Source organism: Roseovarius sp. MBR-154 (genome assembly GCF_053628595.1).
The window spans coordinates 1-18,789 of sequence record NZ_JBRJGR010000038.1 but is presented as its reverse complement, the minus strand read 5'-3'; the positions used below and the strand labels follow the sequence as shown (position 1 = coordinate 18,789).

Annotated in this window: 19 protein-coding genes and 2 pseudogenes; 9 read left to right on the top strand and 12 right to left on the bottom strand. The window is 64.0% G+C overall.

Annotated features, from left to right (window positions below; translation table 11 throughout):
• Positions 1 to 256: 256 nt before the first annotated feature.
• The 5 genes and pseudogenes from ACSSV4_RS22230 to ACSSV4_RS22210 form a co-directional block, all read right to left on the bottom strand.
• Positions 257 to 1,033, bottom strand: coding sequence for an efflux RND transporter permease subunit (locus ACSSV4_RS22230; protein ID WP_454277217.1), 777 nt, complete (start codon positions 1,031 to 1,033; stop codon positions 257 to 259).
• Between the two features lie 115 nt (positions 1,034 to 1,148).
• Positions 1,149 to 1,676: pseudogene (locus ACSSV4_RS22225) on the bottom strand (efflux RND transporter permease subunit); the annotation flags it as partial.
• Positions 1,677 to 1,734: 58 nt separating this feature from the next.
• Positions 1,735 to 1,962 (bottom strand): type II toxin-antitoxin system RelE/ParE family toxin, encoded by a 228-nt coding sequence (locus ACSSV4_RS22220; RefSeq protein ID WP_454277218.1) that lies wholly within the window; start codon positions 1,960 to 1,962, stop codon positions 1,735 to 1,737.
• 61 nt (positions 1,963 to 2,023) lie between these two features.
• Positions 2,024 to 3,385, bottom strand: coding sequence for an ISKra4 family transposase (locus ACSSV4_RS22215; protein WP_082896229.1), 1,362 nt, complete (start codon positions 3,383 to 3,385; stop codon positions 2,024 to 2,026).
• Positions 3,386 to 3,844: 459 nt separating this feature from the next.
• Positions 3,845 to 3,994: a hypothetical protein gene (locus tag ACSSV4_RS22210; RefSeq protein WP_454277216.1), complete on the bottom strand. Its 150-nt coding sequence runs from the start codon at positions 3,992 to 3,994 to the stop codon at positions 3,845 to 3,847.
• On the opposite strand from ACSSV4_RS22210, the pseudogene ACSSV4_RS22205 reads away from it, so the two are divergent.
• A pseudogene (locus tag ACSSV4_RS22205) lies at positions 3,990 to 4,121 on the top strand (IS481 family transposase); the annotation flags it as partial. The gene ACSSV4_RS22210 and the pseudogene ACSSV4_RS22205 overlap by 5 nt on opposite strands.
• Here the strand turns inward: ACSSV4_RS22205 and ACSSV4_RS22200 are convergent.
• Genes ACSSV4_RS22200 through ACSSV4_RS22190 form a run of 3 tightly spaced genes read right to left on the bottom strand, consistent with a single transcriptional unit; the run spans position 4,118 to position 8,461 of the window.
• Positions 4,118 to 5,284, bottom strand: a complete 1,167-nt coding sequence (locus ACSSV4_RS22200) for an iron-containing alcohol dehydrogenase (RefSeq protein WP_322346670.1) — start codon at positions 5,282 to 5,284, stop codon at positions 4,118 to 4,120. The pseudogene ACSSV4_RS22205 and the gene ACSSV4_RS22200 sit on opposite strands and share 4 nt — an antisense overlap.
• A 34-nt stretch (positions 5,285 to 5,318) precedes the next feature.
• Positions 5,319 to 6,773 (bottom strand): NAD-dependent succinate-semialdehyde dehydrogenase, encoded by a 1,455-nt coding sequence (locus ACSSV4_RS22195; protein WP_322346671.1) that lies wholly within the window; start codon positions 6,771 to 6,773, stop codon positions 5,319 to 5,321.
• A 59-nt stretch (positions 6,774 to 6,832) separates the two neighbouring features.
• Positions 6,833 to 8,461 carry an AMP-binding protein gene (locus ACSSV4_RS22190; protein ID WP_322346673.1) on the bottom strand — a complete coding sequence of 543 codons (1,629 nt, stop codon included), beginning with the start codon at positions 8,459 to 8,461 and terminating at the stop codon, positions 6,833 to 6,835.
• Between the two features lie 137 nt (positions 8,462 to 8,598).
• Here ACSSV4_RS22190 and ACSSV4_RS22185 point away from each other — a divergent pair, with 137 nt between their 5' ends.
• The 7 genes from ACSSV4_RS22185 (at position 8,599) to ACSSV4_RS22155 (ending at position 14,503) form a co-directional block, all read left to right on the top strand.
• Positions 8,599 to 9,345 (top strand): enoyl-CoA hydratase/isomerase family protein, encoded by a 747-nt coding sequence (locus tag ACSSV4_RS22185; RefSeq protein ID WP_322346674.1) that lies wholly within the window; start codon positions 8,599 to 8,601, stop codon positions 9,343 to 9,345.
• 72 nt (positions 9,346 to 9,417) lie between these two features.
• Positions 9,418 to 10,623, top strand: coding sequence for an ABC transporter substrate-binding protein (locus ACSSV4_RS22180; RefSeq protein ID WP_322346676.1), 1,206 nt, complete (start codon positions 9,418 to 9,420; stop codon positions 10,621 to 10,623).
• Positions 10,624 to 10,634: 11 nt separating this feature from the next.
• A complete protein-coding gene (locus tag ACSSV4_RS22175; protein WP_322346678.1) occupies positions 10,635 to 11,429 on the top strand; it encodes an ABC transporter ATP-binding protein in 795 nt (264 codons plus the stop codon).
• Positions 11,422 to 12,165 (top strand): ABC transporter ATP-binding protein, encoded by a 744-nt coding sequence (locus tag ACSSV4_RS22170; protein WP_322346680.1) that lies wholly within the window; start codon positions 11,422 to 11,424, stop codon positions 12,163 to 12,165. Before ACSSV4_RS22175 ends, ACSSV4_RS22170 begins: the two co-directional genes overlap by 8 nt.
• Before the next feature lies 1 nt (position 12,166).
• Positions 12,167 to 13,054: a branched-chain amino acid ABC transporter permease gene (locus ACSSV4_RS22165; RefSeq protein WP_322346682.1), complete on the top strand. Its 888-nt coding sequence runs from the start codon at positions 12,167 to 12,169 to the stop codon at positions 13,052 to 13,054.
• Between the two features lies 1 nt (position 13,055).
• On the top strand, positions 13,056 to 14,030 hold the full coding sequence (locus tag ACSSV4_RS22160) for a branched-chain amino acid ABC transporter permease (RefSeq protein WP_322346684.1): 975 nt from the start codon (positions 13,056 to 13,058) through the stop codon (positions 14,028 to 14,030).
• A complete protein-coding gene (locus tag ACSSV4_RS22155; RefSeq protein ID WP_322346685.1) occupies positions 14,027 to 14,503 on the top strand; it encodes a thioesterase family protein in 477 nt (158 codons plus the stop codon). The genes ACSSV4_RS22160 and ACSSV4_RS22155 overlap by 4 nt, the downstream gene beginning before the upstream one ends.
• A 148-nt stretch (positions 14,504 to 14,651) precedes the next feature.
• Here ACSSV4_RS22155 and ACSSV4_RS22150 read toward each other — a convergent pair whose 3' ends face one another.
• The 4 genes from ACSSV4_RS22150 to ACSSV4_RS22135 all read right to left on the bottom strand — a co-directional run bounded on the left by ACSSV4_RS22150 (position 14,652) and on the right by ACSSV4_RS22135 (position 17,746).
• Complete coding sequence (locus tag ACSSV4_RS22150; protein ID WP_322346687.1) at positions 14,652 to 15,854, bottom strand: acetyl-CoA C-acyltransferase; 1,203 nt, start codon at positions 15,852 to 15,854, stop codon at positions 14,652 to 14,654.
• Complete coding sequence (locus tag ACSSV4_RS22145) at positions 15,851 to 16,327, bottom strand: acyl-CoA thioesterase (RefSeq protein WP_322346689.1); 477 nt, start codon at positions 16,325 to 16,327, stop codon at positions 15,851 to 15,853. The genes ACSSV4_RS22150 and ACSSV4_RS22145 overlap by 4 nt, the downstream gene beginning before the upstream one ends.
• A gap of 4 nt (positions 16,328 to 16,331) precedes the next feature.
• Positions 16,332 to 17,249 carry an SDR family NAD(P)-dependent oxidoreductase gene (locus tag ACSSV4_RS22140; protein WP_454277215.1) on the bottom strand — a complete coding sequence of 306 codons (918 nt, stop codon included), beginning with the start codon at positions 17,247 to 17,249 and terminating at the stop codon, positions 16,332 to 16,334.
• A 68-nt stretch (positions 17,250 to 17,317) separates the two neighbouring features.
• Positions 17,318 to 17,746, bottom strand: coding sequence for a MaoC family dehydratase (locus ACSSV4_RS22135; RefSeq protein ID WP_322346691.1), 429 nt, complete (start codon positions 17,744 to 17,746; stop codon positions 17,318 to 17,320).
• Positions 17,747 to 17,914: 168 nt separating this feature from the next.
• On the opposite strand from ACSSV4_RS22135, the gene ACSSV4_RS22130 reads away from it, so the two are divergent.
• On the top strand, positions 17,915 to 18,580 hold the full coding sequence (locus ACSSV4_RS22130) for a TetR/AcrR family transcriptional regulator (protein ID WP_322346692.1): 666 nt from the start codon (positions 17,915 to 17,917) through the stop codon (positions 18,578 to 18,580).
• Positions 18,581 to 18,789: the final 209 nt, after the last annotated feature.

Here is an 18,789-nt window from a genome sequence, read left to right as displayed (position 1 = left end):
ACAATCCAAACATCAGGTTGCCCGCCGTGGCGACCTGATCAGATCTGGACCTTTCCGAAGGTCGGCGCTCTTACACCACGCCCTGGGACACTATCAAAGCGGGGACCGCGGAGGCAGGTCAGAATGCGCTGGTCCAGCCGCGGATTTTTCATTTTGCAGCGTATATTTCAGTTAACCGTCAGGCCTCGTTAATCCAGCCCTGTGACAAGAGCGTTCAATCGCCTGGAAAGTACGCCGACATGCTTGCAGCAACGCCTTACGCAGCCTCTGCTGACTGCACCGCCGCATTTTCGCGCCGCAGCCCCTGCGCCGCCATACCCGGATCGGCGCCCCAGACCGCGATCCAGCGGTAGAAAACCGGGGTCAGGAACAGGGTAAATACGGTGGCGAATCCCAGACCACCGACAATGACCCAGCCCACGGCAATCCGCGCCTCCGCGCCTGCGCCAAAGGTCAGGATCAGGGGCATCGCGCCGAACACGGTTGACACCATTGTCATCATCACGGGCCGGATGCGCAGGCGCAGCGCATCACGAATGGCGCTGTCGATATCCTGCCCCCGCTCGCGCAGCTGGTTGGCAAATTCGACGATCAGGATACCGTTCTTGGCCATGATCCCGATCAGCATCACCAGCCCGATTTCGCTGTAGTAGTTCAGCGATCCGCCCGTCAGCGAAATCGCCATCAGCGCGGCGGCCAGCCCGAAGGGCACAGTCAGCATGATCACCACGGCGCTTGCGAAACTCTCGAACTGCGCCGCCAGCACCAGCAGGACCACGGCAAAGGCCACGCCAAAGACGATGATCATGCCCAGCTGGCTTTCCGACAGGCTGGCCGCCTCGCCGGTGAATGTGATGCCCATGCCGCCGGGCAGCGTCTCTGCCGCGATCGCGGACAGCCGGGTCATCGCGGCGCCAAGGCTGGCACCCTCGCCCAGATTGGCCCGCACCGACACGGCCAGCGATCCGCCCTGGCGCTCGATCTCGGACCGGCCGACGACCTGCTCCATCGTGGCGGCAGAGGACAGCGGCACGAAACTGCCCCCCCGGCAGGCGCAGATAGATCGATTCAAGGTCCGAGGGGTCGTTGATCGGCGGGCCGCCCGGCACCACATTGACGTCGGTTTCGGTGTCATCCTCGAACACGGTGACGGCGATGTTGCCGCGCACCATCGCGGCGATCGTGCGAGTGATCTCCGCCTGTGTCAAACCGAACACACTGGCCATATCCGAATCGACGCTCACCTCCAGCTGGACCTGCACCGCATCGCCCGACAGCTGCGGATTGACGAACATCGCCTCCTGCGCCATTTCGGCCACCAGATCCTCGGCGGCGGCGGTGATCGCGTCCACGTTATTGCCGGTCACGGCAAAGCTCAGCCCCTGCCCCGCGCCCCGGATATTCAGGCTGTTGCCCGACCGCACGCTGACCTGCACCCCCGGCACCGTATCCAGCCGGTCGCCGATGCTGGCAATGATCTGCGCCTGCGTTCGGTCGCGCGCCGCCCAATCGGACGGGCGCACGATGATGAATGCGCTGGTGCCGCCGCTGATGCCGATGATGCTTCGGACGGCGGTGACTTCGCCGCTGTCACGGTAGGGGGCTAGAATATCCTCGATCTGGGTGATTTGGGTGTCCAGATACTCGACCGTGATGTCAGACGCACCGCGCACCATGATCATGAAGAACCCCCGATCCTCGTCCGGCGTGATGCTGTGGGACACAACGACAGGATCATTCGTTGAGATAAGCCGTCCAGTTTTGCCGCGCATGCACAATAAGCAGCAGCTCCAGCCAGCTGGCTTCGATCCGATAGAGGATGAGATGAGACCCTGAGCGGGACACCCGCACCGGCGGGCGAATTTCGAGCCGTTCGCGCGCGATTTCCGGGTGTTGGAGCAGCAGGGACACATCACTGGCAATCGCGCGGATGTAGGTTTCGGCCTGGCCGACAGACCAGATGCGCAGGGTGTAATCCCAGATCGCGTCCAGATCGCTTAGGGGAGTGGACAGAACATGGGGGTCATGCGGGGCGTTTTCTGTTTGCGACGGTCAGCCGACCATCGAGAACTGCGGCCCTTGTGACGGCTACTCGGTGAGCCCCTTTGGGCGACCAACGCATCCTCCTGCGCTTTCCCATGCGGGCATTGGCAATGTCATCAACTGATCCTTCGGCACGAGAAGACGAGATGGGCAACCCGTTACGGTACCGTCGGCCATAGTCGACAAGGGCTTCCATGTTGTTCGCGAGATAGGTGTACAGTGTCTCGCAGCGGGCCTGCACACGAGCGGCAGCGGTGCGGACAGCCAGAGGTTCTTCCCCGAGGCCGACGCAATCATGCATCAGCGCCTTCAGATATGTTTCCGCCACCCGTGCTCTGCCATGCCAAAGCCGCCAACGGAGGCTTTTCGCGGGGCGCTGGAACAGCACTGGAACTCCAGTGAACCCCGGTGTCTGGACCAGACCCTGAACGGCGGCCTCGATATGTTGAATGCGCATCGAGATGTGCCACCAGTCGAGGATATGTTTCACCTGACCGTCGCCACCCACGGCATTCCGTATGAGGTTCGGGAGAGCAAGCTCGCCATCAGAGATTACCGTCAACAGACGGCCTGGCTTCCATCCATAGTCGGACAGCTCTTCTCGCATGCGGCTGCTTGGCGATGCCGTCGCATTGGCGACCAAGCCAAATCGTCGGCACATATTGCGACTTTCAATCTTGCCGACCACAAGATCCAGGTGTCGCTGCTGATACTCCGGTCGACAGCGGATATGCGCACCGTCCAGAAAAACCGTCAAACCACCTTTGGGCGGGGCTTCAACGGGATCGCCTGATGCCCTTCGACTTTTCTCGAGCCCAGTGGCTACTCTTCCCAACCGGTCACGCACCGTGGTGTGATGGGGCGGATGGCAGGGGAGGAAGCTTTTCATCAGCCGCGCCGCTTCGCGAAAGGTATGCCGGGAACCAAGGTCCGCATGTAGCCGTTGCAGCTCCGGGGTAGCCCGGTCTGGAAAGAAATAGGCCAGCGGAGAAATAGGTCCACCGGGCATCGCCGCTGACCTGGCATCACACGAACAGCGGCGCATGCGCGCGGCTTTGACCCGAACCCGCCCAAAGAGCGTGTCGAGATCGCGCGTGCGATAGTCATGAATGGCACGAACCGAGGCGCAATCCGGGCATACGCGGCTTTCTCGAATGATCTCATCGACCTGATCGTAAAGGATTACCCTCTGGATCTGTTCGAGGATCCTTTTCCCATCCTCGAGGCGCAGCCCGATCCCGTCTGGGCAGGTCACCCGGTATGGTCGAGAAATGCCGTCAAGCTGATGAGTGCGCTTCTCCCCGTTGTCGAAGGTCGTTTCGATTGTAATCCGTACGTCCATGGCAGCCCCCCATACAAAGAGCTTACCTTAGCACAGGCCAGATCACCGACGACGACCCCCATGTTCTGTCCACTCCCTGCGCGCGGTCACCTTTGCCATGTCATTAAAGGCCTTCCGCGGGGAACCGTTGTTCGCTCTACAAAGCCACAGACCGGAAGTGAGGCTGTTTTGCCTTGCTGCCATTGATGCAGCCCAATCTCGTCCGCTGGTCAAAGCGGCCATCTCGAGCTCCTGCATCGACGATTATGCAAGGGTTGCTCTCTTGCGCGCCTTCGAGACGGAGCCACGTCTGCTTGCTGCGGTTGATCTCATTGCGCAACAGCGTGTGAGACGCATAGGCCCGGTGGCTGTCGAATCTCACAATTAAGGGCAAAAAATATCCCCGAACGCGCTGTGTCTCAGATTTAAGGGCAACGCGACACCTGCCAATACATCAGCGTCCAAGAAATAAAGGCACAGTTACACGTAGATACGGGCGTCGGCAAATGGGAAGGGCAGGGCGCTGTTCCGATCTTCACGCCAGGCATAGTACGACTTGAGTGTCACAAGCTGGCGCTCGATGGTCGCGGGCATGGCGCCCAACTCGTCGCGCAGATGCCGGTGATACAATTATTCGCGTCGCCTCAAGACGCTGCAGGGCCTGACACCATTCGAATACATCTGCAAAATCTGGACAAAAGAGCCAGAAAGATCCACTGTCGATCCAACCCATCACATGCTGGGACTGAACACCTAGTAGGCCTCGCGGTAGAGCGCCAGAGCATCCGCCTCGGTCACCTCGACCGGGTTGTTGATCAATAGCCGGGACTGAAGCATGGCGTCGCGGGCCAGCGTCGGCAGGCTCTCCTCGGTGACCTGGCAATCGCGCAGGCGGCGCGGCGCGCCGGAGCGGTCCATCAGGTCCGCCATGTAGTCAACGAAGGCCGACGCGCGGGCTTGCACGCCCTCGTCGGAGGGGCCGAGCACGACATCCGCCAGTTCCGCATAGAGCGGCGCGGCGGCGCGCATGTTGTAGCGCAGGACCGGACCCAGCATCAGCGCATTGGTTAGCCCGTGCGGCAGGTGATAGTGACCGCCCAGCGGATAGGCCAGCGCATGCACCGCCGCCACAGGGCTGTTGGCAAAGGCCTGACCGGCCAGTGCGGAGCCCAGAAGCATCGCCTCGCGCGCCGCCCGGTTGTCGGGCTGGGTGCAGGCAGTGACGAGGTTCGGTGCCATGAGCCGCATCGCCTCCCGCGCGAAGACATCCGAGAGCGGGTTCTTGCGGTGTTTGCTGGTGAAGGCCTCGATGGCATGGACCATGGCATCAATCCCGGTCGCGGCCGTCTGCACGGCGGGCAGGCCTAGGGTCAGCTCGGCATCCAGCAGCACGCGGTCCGCATAAAGCTGGTGCCCGACGATGCCCATCTTGGTCGTCTCGCCGGTGGTCAGGATGGTGATGTTGGTCATCTCCGATCCCGTGCCCGCGGTGGTAGGGACCTGTACCAGCGGCGTGCGTGCGCCCCGAATATTGCCGATCCCGTAGAGATCGGAGAGCTCCTGTGCAGTGACCAGCAGCACCGCCGCCAGCTTGGCAATGTCCATGGACGACCCGCCGCCAAGGCCCATCACCAGATCGGCGCCGGCGGTTTTGCCCTGTTTCACGCAGGCCATCAGTACGGCTTCCGGTGGATCCGCGACGACCTGATCGAAGACTGTGACCGAGAAGCCATTGGCCGCGAGCGAGGCCAGAGCGGGATCCAACGCGCCGCTCTCGTGCAGGAAGCGATCCGTCACGATCAGCAGGTTGCGCTGGCTGAACCAGCCCGAGAGGGTTTCGCCGATCCGCCGCGCACCGCCCCAATCCACGCAGATCGAACCAGGGCTGTCGAAGGAGAAAGTTGCAATGCCATCTGTCATGTGTCTGTCCTTGGCTTGAAATTGGGCAGGGCGATCAGACCGCACTGCAGAGGTATTTCAGTTCGAGGTATTCATCGAGACCATGGCGCGAGCCTTCGCGCCCGAGGCCCGATTGCTTGACCCCGCCGAAAGGGGCCACCTCGTTCGAGATCAGCCCCGTGTTGTGCCCCACCATACCGTATTCCAGCGCCTCGGACACGCGTACGAGACGCGCGTGGTCCCGGGTGAAGAAATAGGCCGCAAGGCCGAAGATCGTGTCGTTGGCCATGGCGATGGCCTCTTCCTCGGTCTCGAAGCGGAAGACCGGGGCGAGCGGCCCGAAGGTCTCTTCAGTCGCCACTTTCATGCGCGGGGTGACACCCGTCAGAACGGCGGGTTCCAGGAAGAGGCCGCCAAGGCGTTTTCCGCCCTGACGGAGCGTGGCGCCCAGGGCCACCGCATCAGAGATATGTGCCTCGACCTTGTCGAGGGCCTTGGCCTCGATCAGCGGGCCGATCTCGGTGCCTTCTGCCGTGCCGTCGCCCACCTTCAGCGCGGCCACGCGCGCGCTCAGTTTCTCGACGAAGGCGTCGTGGATGCCCGACTGCACGAGGATGCGGTTGGCGCAGACGCAGGTTTGCCCGGCATTGCGGTACTTGGACGCCATGGCCCCCTCGACCGCCTTGTCGAGATCGGCGTCGTCGAAGACGATGAAGGGCGCATTGCCGCCCAGTTCGAGCGAGAGCTTCTTGATGGTATCCGCGCATTGCGCCATCAGCAGCCGCCCCACCTCGGTCGAGCCGGTGAACGAGAGCTTGCGGACCACGGGGCTGTCGGTCAGCACCTTGCCAAGCCTGGAGGCCGGGCCTGTCACGACCTGCAGCACGCCCCCAGGCAGGCCTGCACGCTGCGCCAGTTCGGCCAGGGCCGTGGCGGTCAGCGGGGTCAGGTCGGCCGGTCGCAGGATCATCGAACATCCCGCTGCCAATGCCGGGGCCGCCTTGCGGGTGATCATCGCCGCCGGAAAGTTCCAGGGCGTGATCGCCGCGGTAACCCCGATGGGCTGGCGCATCACCGTCAAGCGCTGGTCACGGCGGGGGGCGGGGGTCGTCTCGCCATAGACCCGCTTTGCCTCCTCGGCGAACCATTCGACGAAAGAGGCGGCATAGGCGATCTCGCCGCGCGCTTCGCCCAGGGGCTTGCCCTGTTCCAGCGTCATGATCAGGGCTAGGTCGTCGCTATGGGCAAGGATCAGCTCGAACCAGCGACGCAGCACGGCCGCACGCTCGCGCGCCGCCCGTTGCGCCCAATCCGCCTGGGCCTGTTGCGAGGCCTCGATGGCGGTGGGGATTTCCTCCGGCGACATCTGCGGCACCCGACCGACGGTCGTGCCATCCGAGGGGTTGAGGACGGCGATGGTTTCGCCCGAAGCGGCCTGGCACCAGGCGCCGTCGATCAGGCAGGCTTCACGCAGAAGCGTCGGGTCATTCAGGCGGGTATGTGTCGACATGTGACTTCCTGGCAAGGTCCGTTGTCGCCGCGTCAAGCGACGGGGGAAGGGATCGGGCCTCAGGCCCGCTCACGGGCAGGTTTCTCTGCCTCGCGGTCCCAGGTGTCGGGTGTCACACCCGCCTTGCGAAGCAGGTGTTTCTGCACCTTGCCCGAGGCGGTCTTGGGCAGGTCATCCAGCACCCGGAGGTAGCGCGGCACCATGAAGCGCGGCAGCGTGGCAGACAGGCTTTCGCTGACCGAAACCGGGTCGATCCTCTGCCCTTCGGCGGGGGAAACGACGATCAGAACATCGTCTTCGGTGAACTCGGACGGCACGGCCACGGCGGCGCATTCGCGAATTTCGGGAAGGTTCAGCACCTCGCCTTCCAGCGCGAAGGACGAGATGTTCTCTCCGCGCCGCCGGATCACGTCCTTCAGCCGGTCGACGAAGTAATAGGTGCCATCCGCGTCGCGGCGGAAGCTGTCGCCCGTGTGGAACCAGCCGTTCCGCATCGCGTCCACCGTGACGCCGGGATTGTTGTAGTAGCCCGACATCAGGGCCCAGGGCCGATGCGACCGGATGATCAGCTCGCCGGTTTCGCCATCCCCCAGGGGCATGTCGTTCTCATCGACGATCCGCAGCTCGCACCAGGGCCGTGGCTTGCCGGCTATCCCCTTGGTGGTGATGCCGGGACCCGCGCTCATCGGGCTGGCAATCTCGGTCATGTTGTAGATCGTCCAGGCCTCGACGCCGAAGCGCTCTGCAAAGAGCGGGCCATCCTCGCCGAAGGGCGTGATGAAGGCGCGGCGCAGAGTGTGGTCGCGATCATCCGGGCTAGCCGGGGCCTTCAGGAGGAAGGCGGCCATGACCCCGAGGAGGAGGCAATAGGTCGAGCCGGTATCACGCACCGCCTGCCAGAAGGTATCGGTCTTGAATTCGCGCATCATCCCGATCGAAAGGCCCCGCGCCAGCATGGCATTGACGTAGAGCGTCGAGCCACAGTGGAAGATCGGGCCGCAGATCAGGCAGCGGTCGTCTGCCGCGACATCGAAGGCATCCGGGCCCATGGTATAATGCTGGGCATAGGTGCTCATCACCCCCTTGGCGTTCCCCGTCGTGCCGGAGGTGTACATGATCGCATGCAGATCCCAGGGTTCGATTGGCTGCGCCAGCTTCAGCGCCTCGGGGTCTTCTTCCTGCGGATCGACCAGCGGCGCGATGTCGTAGCCGTCGATGGCGCCACCCTCGCCCTCGACCACCAGAACGGTCGTCACCTTTCCGGGCCTCACCTCGGCCAACCTCTCGACCAGCGGCGCCTGGGCAATGAGGATGGGCGCGTCGGCGTCGGCCAGGATGTGCTCCAGCATCTGCCCGCGCGCGCCTGTGTTGATGGGGACATAGACCGCGCCGAGGTAGTTGATCGCAAACCAGGTGCACAGAAGGTCGGGGCTGTTGCCCATCAGGCAAAGCACATGGTCGCCGCGCCTGACACCGGCCTGGGCCAGCGCGCTGGCCCGCAGCCGCACACGGCGGCGCAACTCGCCATAGCTCCACAGCGGCCCGGGCCAGAACTGGACGAACGGCGCGTCGGGCTGTGTCTCGGCATAGCCATCAAGGATATAGCGCAGGACGGACCTGTTCCGATCAAGCGCGGGATCGGCGCTCATGGTGCTGTTCAGGGCCATATCCGTGGAGCTCTGGGCCATCTCTTCCTCCTCAAGAAAAGGTCAATCTGCGCGCGCGCCGGTGACTGCGCTCTTAATTTTCATATTGCATTGCTGCAACTCGATATGCAACATACTTGGTAGTATGTCGCATGACGGCAGAGCGACGACAAGGGAAAATGACCAAGATGACAGGTGTTGAAGCCGAGATTCAGGACGCGGTCGCGTCCGTGCGATTCGACCGGGGCGGCAACGCGAATGCGCTGGACTACACGATGATCGACGGGCTTGAGGCCGCTGCGATCGAGCTTTCGCGCAACCCCGACGTTTCTGTTGTCGTGCTCGCCGGAACATCAAGCATCTTCGCGGCCGGGGTCGACCTGAAGGACGCCCGCCTGTGGAACCCCGAAGGCAAGGATGTCGCCCGCCACCTGTCAATGAATGCGGGCGTGCGGATGAGCAATGCCTGGCGGCGACTGCCCCAGATCGTCATTGCTGCGCTGGAGGGGCCCGCGATTGGTGGCGGTGCGATCCTCGCGCTCTGTGCCGATTTCCGCGTCATGTCGGAAGAGGCCTACCTGCGCTTTCCCGAGGTCCGTCTCGGCATGACGCTTGGCTGGGGCGGGCTGCCGCTGCTGACCGAGCGGGTTGGCGCCGGACGCGCCAAGCGGATCCTGTGCTGTGACGAGACGATCGGCGCCGATGAGGCGCTGGAGCTGGGGCTGGCCGATCGCAAGGTCCCGGCCGGCACCGCCTTGGACGCTGCGCGGGCCTGGGCGGCCACGATCGCCGAAAGTCCGGCGATGTCCCTGCGCATGACCAAATCCGCCATTGACGCCCACGCCCGGAGAAACTGGGCCGAGGGCGCCGAAGGAGATCAGTTTCTTCTGGCCAAACTGCTTGCCGAAGGTGGCAGCAGGGCCTGATGCAAGGGCCGTCGCAAGGGGCGACCGGCCAGTCATGCACCGGCATCGGTGCGAAACGGGAGGAGTATTCCAATGACAAAACTGAACAGGGCCGCTCTGGCTTCGCTATTCTCGGTTGCGCTTGCCGCGGGGGCGCATGCCGAACCCTATCGGATCGGCGTTCTCACCGATATGTCCGGGATGAATTTTGACCTTTCAGGCAAGGGCTCGGAAGTTGCCGCGCGCATGGCCGTCGAAGATTTCGGCGGCAAGCTGCTTGGCGAGGACTTGGAGGTGATCGTTGGCGACCACCAGAACAAGCCGGACGTCGGCTCGACGCTCGCCCGTCGCTGGGTCGACGAACAGAACGTCGTCGCCATCGCTGACCTGCCGACCTCTTCGGTTGCCCTTGCCGTGCAGGAAATCACCCGCCAGAGCGATACCGCGCTGCTGATATCGACCGGCGGCTCCTCCGAGCTGACAGGCGCGTCTTGCTCGCCCTCGACCGCCCAATGGACCTGGGACACCTATGCGCTGGCGAACGGCACCGGCCGTGCGATGACGCTGGAAGGGGGCAAGAACTGGTTCTTCCTGACGGTCGACTACACGTTTGGTCATGCGCTCGAGACCGATACTTCGGCAGCGGTGGAAGCCGCGGGTGGCACGGTCGTCGGCAAGATCATGCACCCGCGCGAAACCTCGGACTTCTCCTCATACCTGCTGCAGGCCCAGGCCTCGGGCGCGGATGTGATCGCACTTGCGAATTCGTCGGGCGACACGATGACGGCCCTGAAGCAGGCCGAAGAGTTCGGTATTACCGCCACCGGCCAGGAGATGGCGGGTATGCTGCTGTTCCTGACCGACGTGCACGGTGTCGGCCTTGAGACCGCGCAGAACCTGAAGCTGACCACCGCCTTCTACTGGGACATGAACGATGACACCCGCGCCTGGTCGCAACGCTTTGCCGACCGTATGGACGGCAAGATGCCGACCATGGTGCACGCCGGCGTCTACTCGGCGGTCATGAACTACCTCAAGGCGGCCGAGGCCTCCGGCCAGGCAACCAGCGGTTCGCAGGTCATGGAGACCATGCGCGGCATGGATATCGACGATTTCTTCAACCAGAACGCCTACCTGCGCAAGGACGGCCGCGTGGTGCACGACATGTACCTCGTGCAGGTCAAGACCCCCGAGGAATCGGAGGGCCCCTGGGACTACTACAAGGTCCTGCGCACCATCCCGGGTGACGAGGCCTTCCGACCGATCGAGCAGAGCGCCTGTCCGCTCCTCGACGACTGAAGGGTGATCCCATGACGATGGCTACCGTTCCGGCGCGCCCCGCGCCGGCCGGGTCCCGTGCCGCAATGTCGGCACGGGGTCTCAGCAAGACCTTCGGAAACTTCCAGGCGGTGAACAACGTCGACATCGACATTCACCATGGCCGGATTCACGCGCTGATCGGTCCGAATGGCGCGGGCAAGAGCACGGTCTTCAACCTGTTGACCAAGTTCCTGCAGCCGACCACGGGCAAGATCATGTTCGGCGAGACCGACATCTCCGGTATGGAGCCTGCCCATGTGGCACGGCTCGGGGTTGCGCGGTCGTTCCAGATTTCCGCGACCTTCGGGGACATGTCGCTGGTCGACAACGTCTGCGTGGCGCTGCAACGGCCCAACGGGCTTGCCGTGCAATTCTGGCGATCACTTGGCAGCCTGTCACGGCTGCGTCCCCGGGCGATGGATCTGCTGGGGCGCGTCGGGCTCGCCGACATGGCTGATCGGCGCGCCGCGGACCTGTCTTACGGGCGCAAGCGCGCGCTTGAGATCGCCACGACGCTGGCTCTGGATCCCAAGGTTCTGCTTCTGGACGAGCCGCTGGCAGGCATGGGCCAGGAAGACGTTGAGGCCATGGCCGGCCTGATCGCCGATGTCGCCCGCGACTGCGCGCTGCTGATGGTAGAGCACAACATCAAGGTCGTCGCCGACATCGGTCACGACATCACCGTGCTTCAGCGCGGCGAGATCCTGACCCAGGGCAGCTATGCCGAGGTCAGCGCCGATCCCCGCGTGCGCGAAGCCTACATGGGAGCTGAGGACGATGATTGAGGCAGCGGCGACGACCCGCGAGGCCCGCGGCCCCGCGCAACTGAGGGTGCGCGATCTCGAAGCCTGGTACGGCGAGAGCCAGGCGCTCTACGGCGTCCATCTCGACGTTTACCCGGGGGAGACCGTCACGCTTCTGGGTCGCAACGGCGTCGGCAAGACCACCACCCTGCGCAGCTTGATGGGCATCCTGCGCAAACGCACCGGAGAGATCGAATTCGACCAGCGGTCGATCCTGCGGCTGCCGCTGCATCGGATCGCCCATGTCGGCATGGGGTTCGTCCCTGAGGAGCGTGGCATCTTCGCCTCGCTCACCGTCGAGGAGAACCTGCTGCTGCCGCCGAAGGTGGCCAGCAGCGGAAAGGAAATGTCGCTGGACGAGATCTACACGCTGTTCCCCAACCTGCTGGAGCGACGGCACAGCCCGGGTACCAAGCTTTCCGGCGGCGAGCAGCAGATGCTGGCCATCGCCCGCGTCCTGCGCACCGGGGTCAGCATGATCCTTCTCGATGAGCCGACCGAAGGGCTGGCCCCGGTGATCGTGAACCGGATCCGCGAGATGCTGAAGGCGCTGAAGAGCCATGGGCTGAGCGTCCTGCTGGTCGAACAGAATTTCCGTTTCGCGGCCAAGATCGCCGACCACTTCTACGTCATGGATCATGGCGTGATGATCGACAGCTTCGACGTGGCCGAGCTGCCCGCGAAGCGAGACGCGCTGAACATGGCGCTAGGGGTTTGATATGATAATGATTCTTGGGATGCCGCTGCCGGTTCTCACCGGCCAGCTGCTGATCGGCCTGATCAACGGCTCGTTCTACGCGCTGCTGTCGCTTGGCCTGGCGGTGATCTTCGGGCTGTTGCGCGTGGTGAACTTCGCCCATGGGGCCTTCTACATGCTGGGCGCTTTCTCGGCCTGGATGCTGGGGCAGTACCTGGGCATTGGTTTCTGGGGCGCATTGCTGCTGGCCCCGCTCATCGTCGGCCTTGTCGGCGCGGTGGTCGAACGGACAATGCTGCGGCGCCTCTACGAACTCGACCATCTTTACGGGCTGCTGTTCACCTTCGGGCTTGCCCTGCTCCTGGAAGGGCTGTTCCAGCACTTCTTCGGCGCTTCGGGCAAACCCTTCTCCGCTCCGGCCGAGATGAAGGGCGTGGTGCGGACCGATTTCGTGACCGTCCCCATCTATCGCGGCTGGGTCGTCATCGCGTCGCTTCTGCTGTGCCTGGGTACCTGGGCACTGATCGAGAAAACCAAGATCGGCTCGTACCTTCGCGCGGCGACCGAGGATGCAACGCTTGTCCAGGCCTTCGGTGTGAACGTGCCGCTGCTGCTGACGCTGACCTACGCCTTCGGTTGCGCCCTGGCGGGCATCGCCGGGGTGCTGGCCGCGCCGGTCTTCCAGGTCAGCCCGACGATGGGATCCAACCTCATCATCATCATCTTCGCGGTGGTCGTGGTCGGCGGCATGGGGTCGATCCTCGGCGCGATCGCCACCGGCTATCTTCTCGGCATCGTCGAGGGAATGACCAAGGTCTTTTACCCCGAGGCCGCGAATATCGCGATCTTCATCATCATGGCCGTGGTTCTGATGCTGCGTCCTGCGGGTCTCTTCGGAAAGGAAAGCTGACATGACCGTAGCCAAAGAATACGAGTCGGTCGCCGAAGCCCGTCGACCACACCCTGCCCAGCGGATCCTCGTGCTCGCGCTGATCGGCGTGCTCATGCTGCTTCCGCTCTGGTTCTATCCGGTGCTTCTCATGAAGCTGATGTGTTTCGCCCTCTTCGCGTCGGCCTTCAACCTGCTGCTTGGCTACGGAGGGCTGCTGTCCTTCGGCCACGCCGCTTTCTTCGGGGGCGCGGCCTATTTCACGGCCCATGCCCTGAAGGTCTGGGAGGTCAACCCCGAGGTCGCCATCCTCGCCGGTGTCGGCGGGGCGCTGGTGCTGGGGCTGGTGATCGGGCTGCTTGCCGTGCGCCGTCAGGGCATCTACTTCGCCATGGTCACGCTGGCCCTGTCGCAGATGTTCTACTTCTTCTGCCTGCAGGCCCCCTTCACCCAAGGCGAGGACGGCATTCAGGGCTTTTCCCGCGGAAAACTGTTCGGGGTCATCGACCTCGCCGACAGCACGACGCTCTACTACGTCGTCGCGGTGGTCTTCGTGGCCAGTCTCTTCGCGATCTGGCGCATCGTGCATTCGCCCTACGGGATGATCCTGCAGGCGATCCGCGAGAACGAGCCGCGCGCGATCTCGCTCGGCTACTCGGTGCAGCGCTACAAGCTGGGAGCCTTTGTCATGTCGGCGGGCTTTGCCGGTTTGGCCGGCAGCCTCAAGGCGCTGCTGTTCCAGTTCGCCACCCTAACCGACGTCAACTGGCACATGTCTGGAGAGGTCATCCTGATGACCCTGCTGGGCGGCATCGGCAGCATTGCCGGGCCGATCGTCGGCGCGGGTCTCGTCGTGACGCTGCAGAACTACCTGGCCACCACCGGTGTTCCGGTGACCACGGTTCTGGGCGCGACCTTCATGGTCTGCGTGTTGGTGTTCCGCCGCGGAATCGTGGGGGAGCTGCGCCACCGGCTGCCCGCCTGGGGGCGCAAATGAGCGGACCCGAACTGCCCGTCAGCCGGTTCCGCGTGCCGTCGGACTGGGTCGACTACAATGGCCACATGGGCGACTTCGCCTATGGCATCGCCTTCTCGCGCAGCGTGACCGCGCTGATGGGGGACATCGGACTGGATGAGGGCTACCGCGCCTCGGCCCAGGCGACGCTCTACACCCTGGAAATGCGGATCGGCTACCAGCGCGAGTGCCACGAGGGCGATTCGCTTGTCGTCCAGACCCGGGTGCAGGCCGCCGATGCCAAGCGGATGCACCTCTACCAGGAGATGCAGGCCGAGGACGGCACCCTGCTGGCCTGGTGTGAACAGGTTCTGCTGCATGTGGCGCGAGACAGCGGCACGCCCCGCGCGGCCCCCTTCCCGCCCGTCACCGCGGACTGGCTGGCTGCGGCGGAAGCCCGGCACAACGCGGCCGGGCGTCCGGCCTGGCTGGAGCGGCGCACCGGCCTCGGCTGAGGCAGGCGGTCCTTTTCAGCTCATCAGGGCCCGCCCATGGAGACTCCGCCCATGGATACACAGGCGGGTCTTTCTTTTGCCAAGGGCCGCAAGGCAAACGGCCGCCGGGGGAACCGGCGGCCGTCTGGATCCTTCGGCGGATGCCGTTTCAGAGCACTTCGAAAAGCCCTGCCGCCCCCATGCCACCGCCGACGCACATGGTGACGACAACAAAGCGCGCGCCGCGCCGCCTGCCCTCGATCAGCGCATGGCCGACCATCCGCGCACCCGACATGCCGTAGGGATGCCCGATGGAGATCGCCCCGCCATTGACGTTGAGCCGCTCGTCGGGAATGCCCAGCTCATCACGCGAGGGGATGACCTGCGCGGCAAAGGCCTCGTTCAGTTCCCACAGGCCGATGTCCTCGATGCTCAGGCCATGGGTGGCCAGCAGCTTGCGGACCGCAGGCACCGGGCCCATGCCCATCTCGTCCGGCGAGACGCCCGCGACGGCCATCCCCCGATAGAGCCCCAGCGGCGCCAGCCCGCGACGCTCGGCCTCGGTGCGCTCCATCAGGACCGCAGCGGAGGCTCCGTCTGAAAGCTGCGAGGCATTGCCTGCAGTGACATGTGCCCCCGCAGCAATCTGCTGCCCGTCCCTGAACACCGGCGACAGGCCTGAAAGCCCTTCCAGCGTGGTGCCGGGACGGTTGCCCTCATCCCTGGACAGCGTCACTTCCTGCATCGAGGTCTCGCCCGTGGCCCGGTCGGTGACCTGCATCACCGTGGTGATCGGCACGATCTCGTCATCGAACTTGCCCGCGGCCTGTGCGGCGGCGGTGCGCTGCTGCGACTGCAGGGCGTAGGCATCCTGATCCGCGCGGCTGATGCCGTTGCGACGCGCGACGATCTCGGCCGTTTCGACCATCGACATGTAGGTCGCGGGCAGGTGCTCGGACAGCCAGGGGTCTTGCCAGTGGCGGGTGTTCATCTCGGGGGTCTGCACCAGCGAGATCTGTTCGACGCCGCCGCCGATGGTCACGGTCATGCCATCCGAAATGATCTGCTTCGCTGCGATGGCGATCGCCATCAGCCCCGAAGCGCATTGCCGGTCGACACTTTGTCCGGGTACCGAAACGGGCAGGCCCGCGCGCAGCAGGCCGGTGCGCGCGATGTTCATATGCGTGGTGCCCTGCTGCAGGGCGGCCCCGACGATGACATCCTCGACCTCGCCCGCCTCGACTTCGGCGCGGGTCACGGCGTGCGCGATGGCATGACCGATGAGACGGGGCGCGGTGGTGGCGTTGAACGCTCCGCGATAGGCCTTTCCGATCGGCGTGCGGGCGGTCGAGACGACGACGGCTTGCCTCATTTCGGGGTCTCCTCTTTGTCGGTGGCGGGATCGCGGAACAGGGCGTCGGCACAGGCGCGCAGCGCCGGGGTCAGGGGTGCCGGGCGGCGGGTGTCTCGGTCGACGTAGACGTGGACGAATTGCCCCCGCGCGGCACAGGCGCCGTCGGCCAGGTCGAAAAGACCGAAGCCCCAGGTCAGGCTGGTCCGTCCGATGACCTCGATCCGCACCCCGACACTGAGTTTCGCGGGAAAGGTGATCTCGCGGAAGAACTGAGCCCCGTTTCGCACGACGAGCCCGATCGGCCCCTCGGCGGTCGCCGAAAGATCGAGTGCGCCGTGCTCCAGCAAGGCCACGTTCATCGCCGTGTCGAAGTAGCCGAGGTAGGCGACGTTGTTGACGTGGCCATAGACATCGGAATCCGCCCATTGCGGCGCGGTTGCGTGATGCCAGCCATAGGCATCATGCGGCAGCGGTTCGAAACGCTCGGACATGACGTCACCCCTTCGTCGCCAGCGCGGCGCGGGCATTGGCAATGATCCGGTCGACATGGTCGAGTCCGGCCATCACCTCGATCTGCCCGTCGAGACTGGCGATCTCCTCGAAGCGCTCGCCGACGGTATCGGGCGTGAAATCTGTGCCTGCAAAGCACACGCCCTGGCTCTCGACCAGCGCCAGCCGGGACACGGTGCCCGCCCCGGCCAGCAATGCGGTGCGCGAGGGCGCGTCACGGCTGACCAGCCAGACCGCCGCCGGGGAGACCAGTTCGGGCGTCAGAAGGTCCAGCATCGCCGGGTCCATCATGTCGCCGGTCATGCGGGTCGCCGCCGTGGGAAGGATGGCGTTCAGTTGTATCCCGTATTTCGCGCCTTCGAAATGCAGCACGTTCATCAAACCCAGCACCCCCATCTTCGCGGCGCCGTAGTTCGCCTGGCCGAAGTTGCCATAGCTGCCGGAGGTCGAGGAGGTGACGAGGATACGGCCATAGGCCTGCTCGCGCATCGTGGCCCAGACCGCCTTGGTGGCAACCGCAGTGCCTAGGAGGTGCACATCGACGACGCGGCGGAAATCATCGATCTCCATCTTCGCGAAGCTCTTGTCGCGCAGAATGCCAGCGTTGTTGATCAGAACGTCGATCCGCCCGAAGGCTGACAGCGTCTGTTCCACCATCGCGGCCATGTCGGCTTCGGAGGTGACGTTGCCGGCGTTGGCGATGGCCCGGCCGCCCTCGGCCGTGATTTCGCGCACGACGGCCTCACTGGCCTCGGTGTTGCCGCCGCTCCCGTCTCTGCCGCCGCCAAAGTCGTTCACCACGACCGCCGCACCGTGACGGGCCAGCATGAGGGCGTGGGAGCGGCCCAGACCGCCCCCCGCCCCAGTGACGATTGCGACTTGATCCTTGAATGAAACCGGCATGTTGATGTCCTCCGCGCCGTTGATCTTTGCAAATTCTCCAGATGGGCCCGCGCCCTGCCTGCGGCGCCTCAGCCGCCGACGATCAGCACAAGCCAGTCCGCGGCAAGCGCCGGGCGGTCGCTGCCCTCGACCTCGACGCTGACGGAATAGCGTCGCAGCACCCCGCTCGCCTTCGGGGTTTCGGCTGCCAGCGTGAAGTGTCCGCGCAGGCGTGCCCCCACCGACACCGGCGCCAGTAAGCGTATCTTGTCGAAGCCGTAGTTCACCTCGACGACGCCCGGTGCCGCCGCAGGCAGCGCGCTGCGGGTGAAGGCAGTCAGCAGCGAGAGCAGATAGAAGCCATGCACGATGGTGCCGCCATATTCTGTCTCGGTCCGGGCCCGCTCAGGGTCGACGTGGATGAACTGGTGGTCGTCGATGGCATCGGCGAAGCGATCGACCATCGGTTGATCGATCAGGATCCAGTCTGAGACGAACGGGGCTGGCGCATGTTGCATTTCGGGGTCCTTGAAACTGTCACTTCGGGTTACAACCTACGCCGTAGTATGTAACAATCCAACTGTCCAGACCTGATGCGGAATGCAATGAATGATAGTTGTTTGATTTCGTTATCCGCCTTATGGAATGGACGTCATAAATCTGAAGACTTTGCTGGAGGGACCCGAGTGGCGAACCAAGACATTCACCGTGAATGGGCGTCAAGGATTCGCGGCCACGAGGGTTCGGAGCCTCTTGCCGAAAGCGTCGTAGAAATCTTGGATTGCGCCGCACTGTGCTTCACCGAGACGGGTTTCCAGGGCACCAGTATCGACGACGTCGCCCGCCGCCTTGGCGCGACCAAGGGGCGTATCTATCACTATTTTCGCTCCAAGACCGATCTCTTCTTCGAGGTACATCGAGAGGGCATGAAGCGCCTGATGGATGCGGTGATCGAAGCGAAGTCCGCCGGGGGAACCGGGCGTGAAACGCTGCAGCGCATGGTCGAGGCTCATGCCCTGACGATGATGCAGAATGTCGCCTACGAGGCCGTTGTCGTGCAGGGGGTCCACCTGCACCGGCTCAGCGCCACCACCCCCGAGCAGCGCGTGATCCTGAATGAGCTGATGGACGTCCGGCACCGTTTCGAGCAGCTGTTCGTCGAGGTCTTCGAAGCCGCCCAGGCCGAAGGCAGCGTGCGCCGGGATGCCAATACCTCCCTGGCGGTGAAGGGCATCTTGGGGGCCGTAAACTGGATGGCAATCTGGTATCGTCCGCGTCAGGACGAAAGCCCGGAGGCCCAGCAGGCGATGGCTCGCAACTTGGCCACATTGCAGGTCGAAGGGGTCGGCTAATTTATTGGTCACCAAGTCAGGAGGGACTGTTTCGCTGGCACTGTAAAGTTAACGGACGCCGACCAAAGACATTCAGAGGCTCTGGCTGTTAATTTCCGCTGAGAACTGACCCGGTGTCGCGTAGCCCTTAATTGTGAGATGAGAAATTCAATGAATTCAACGACTGTGTTTTGCCCTTAAATATGAGATTTTGCCTTTAATTCCGATAT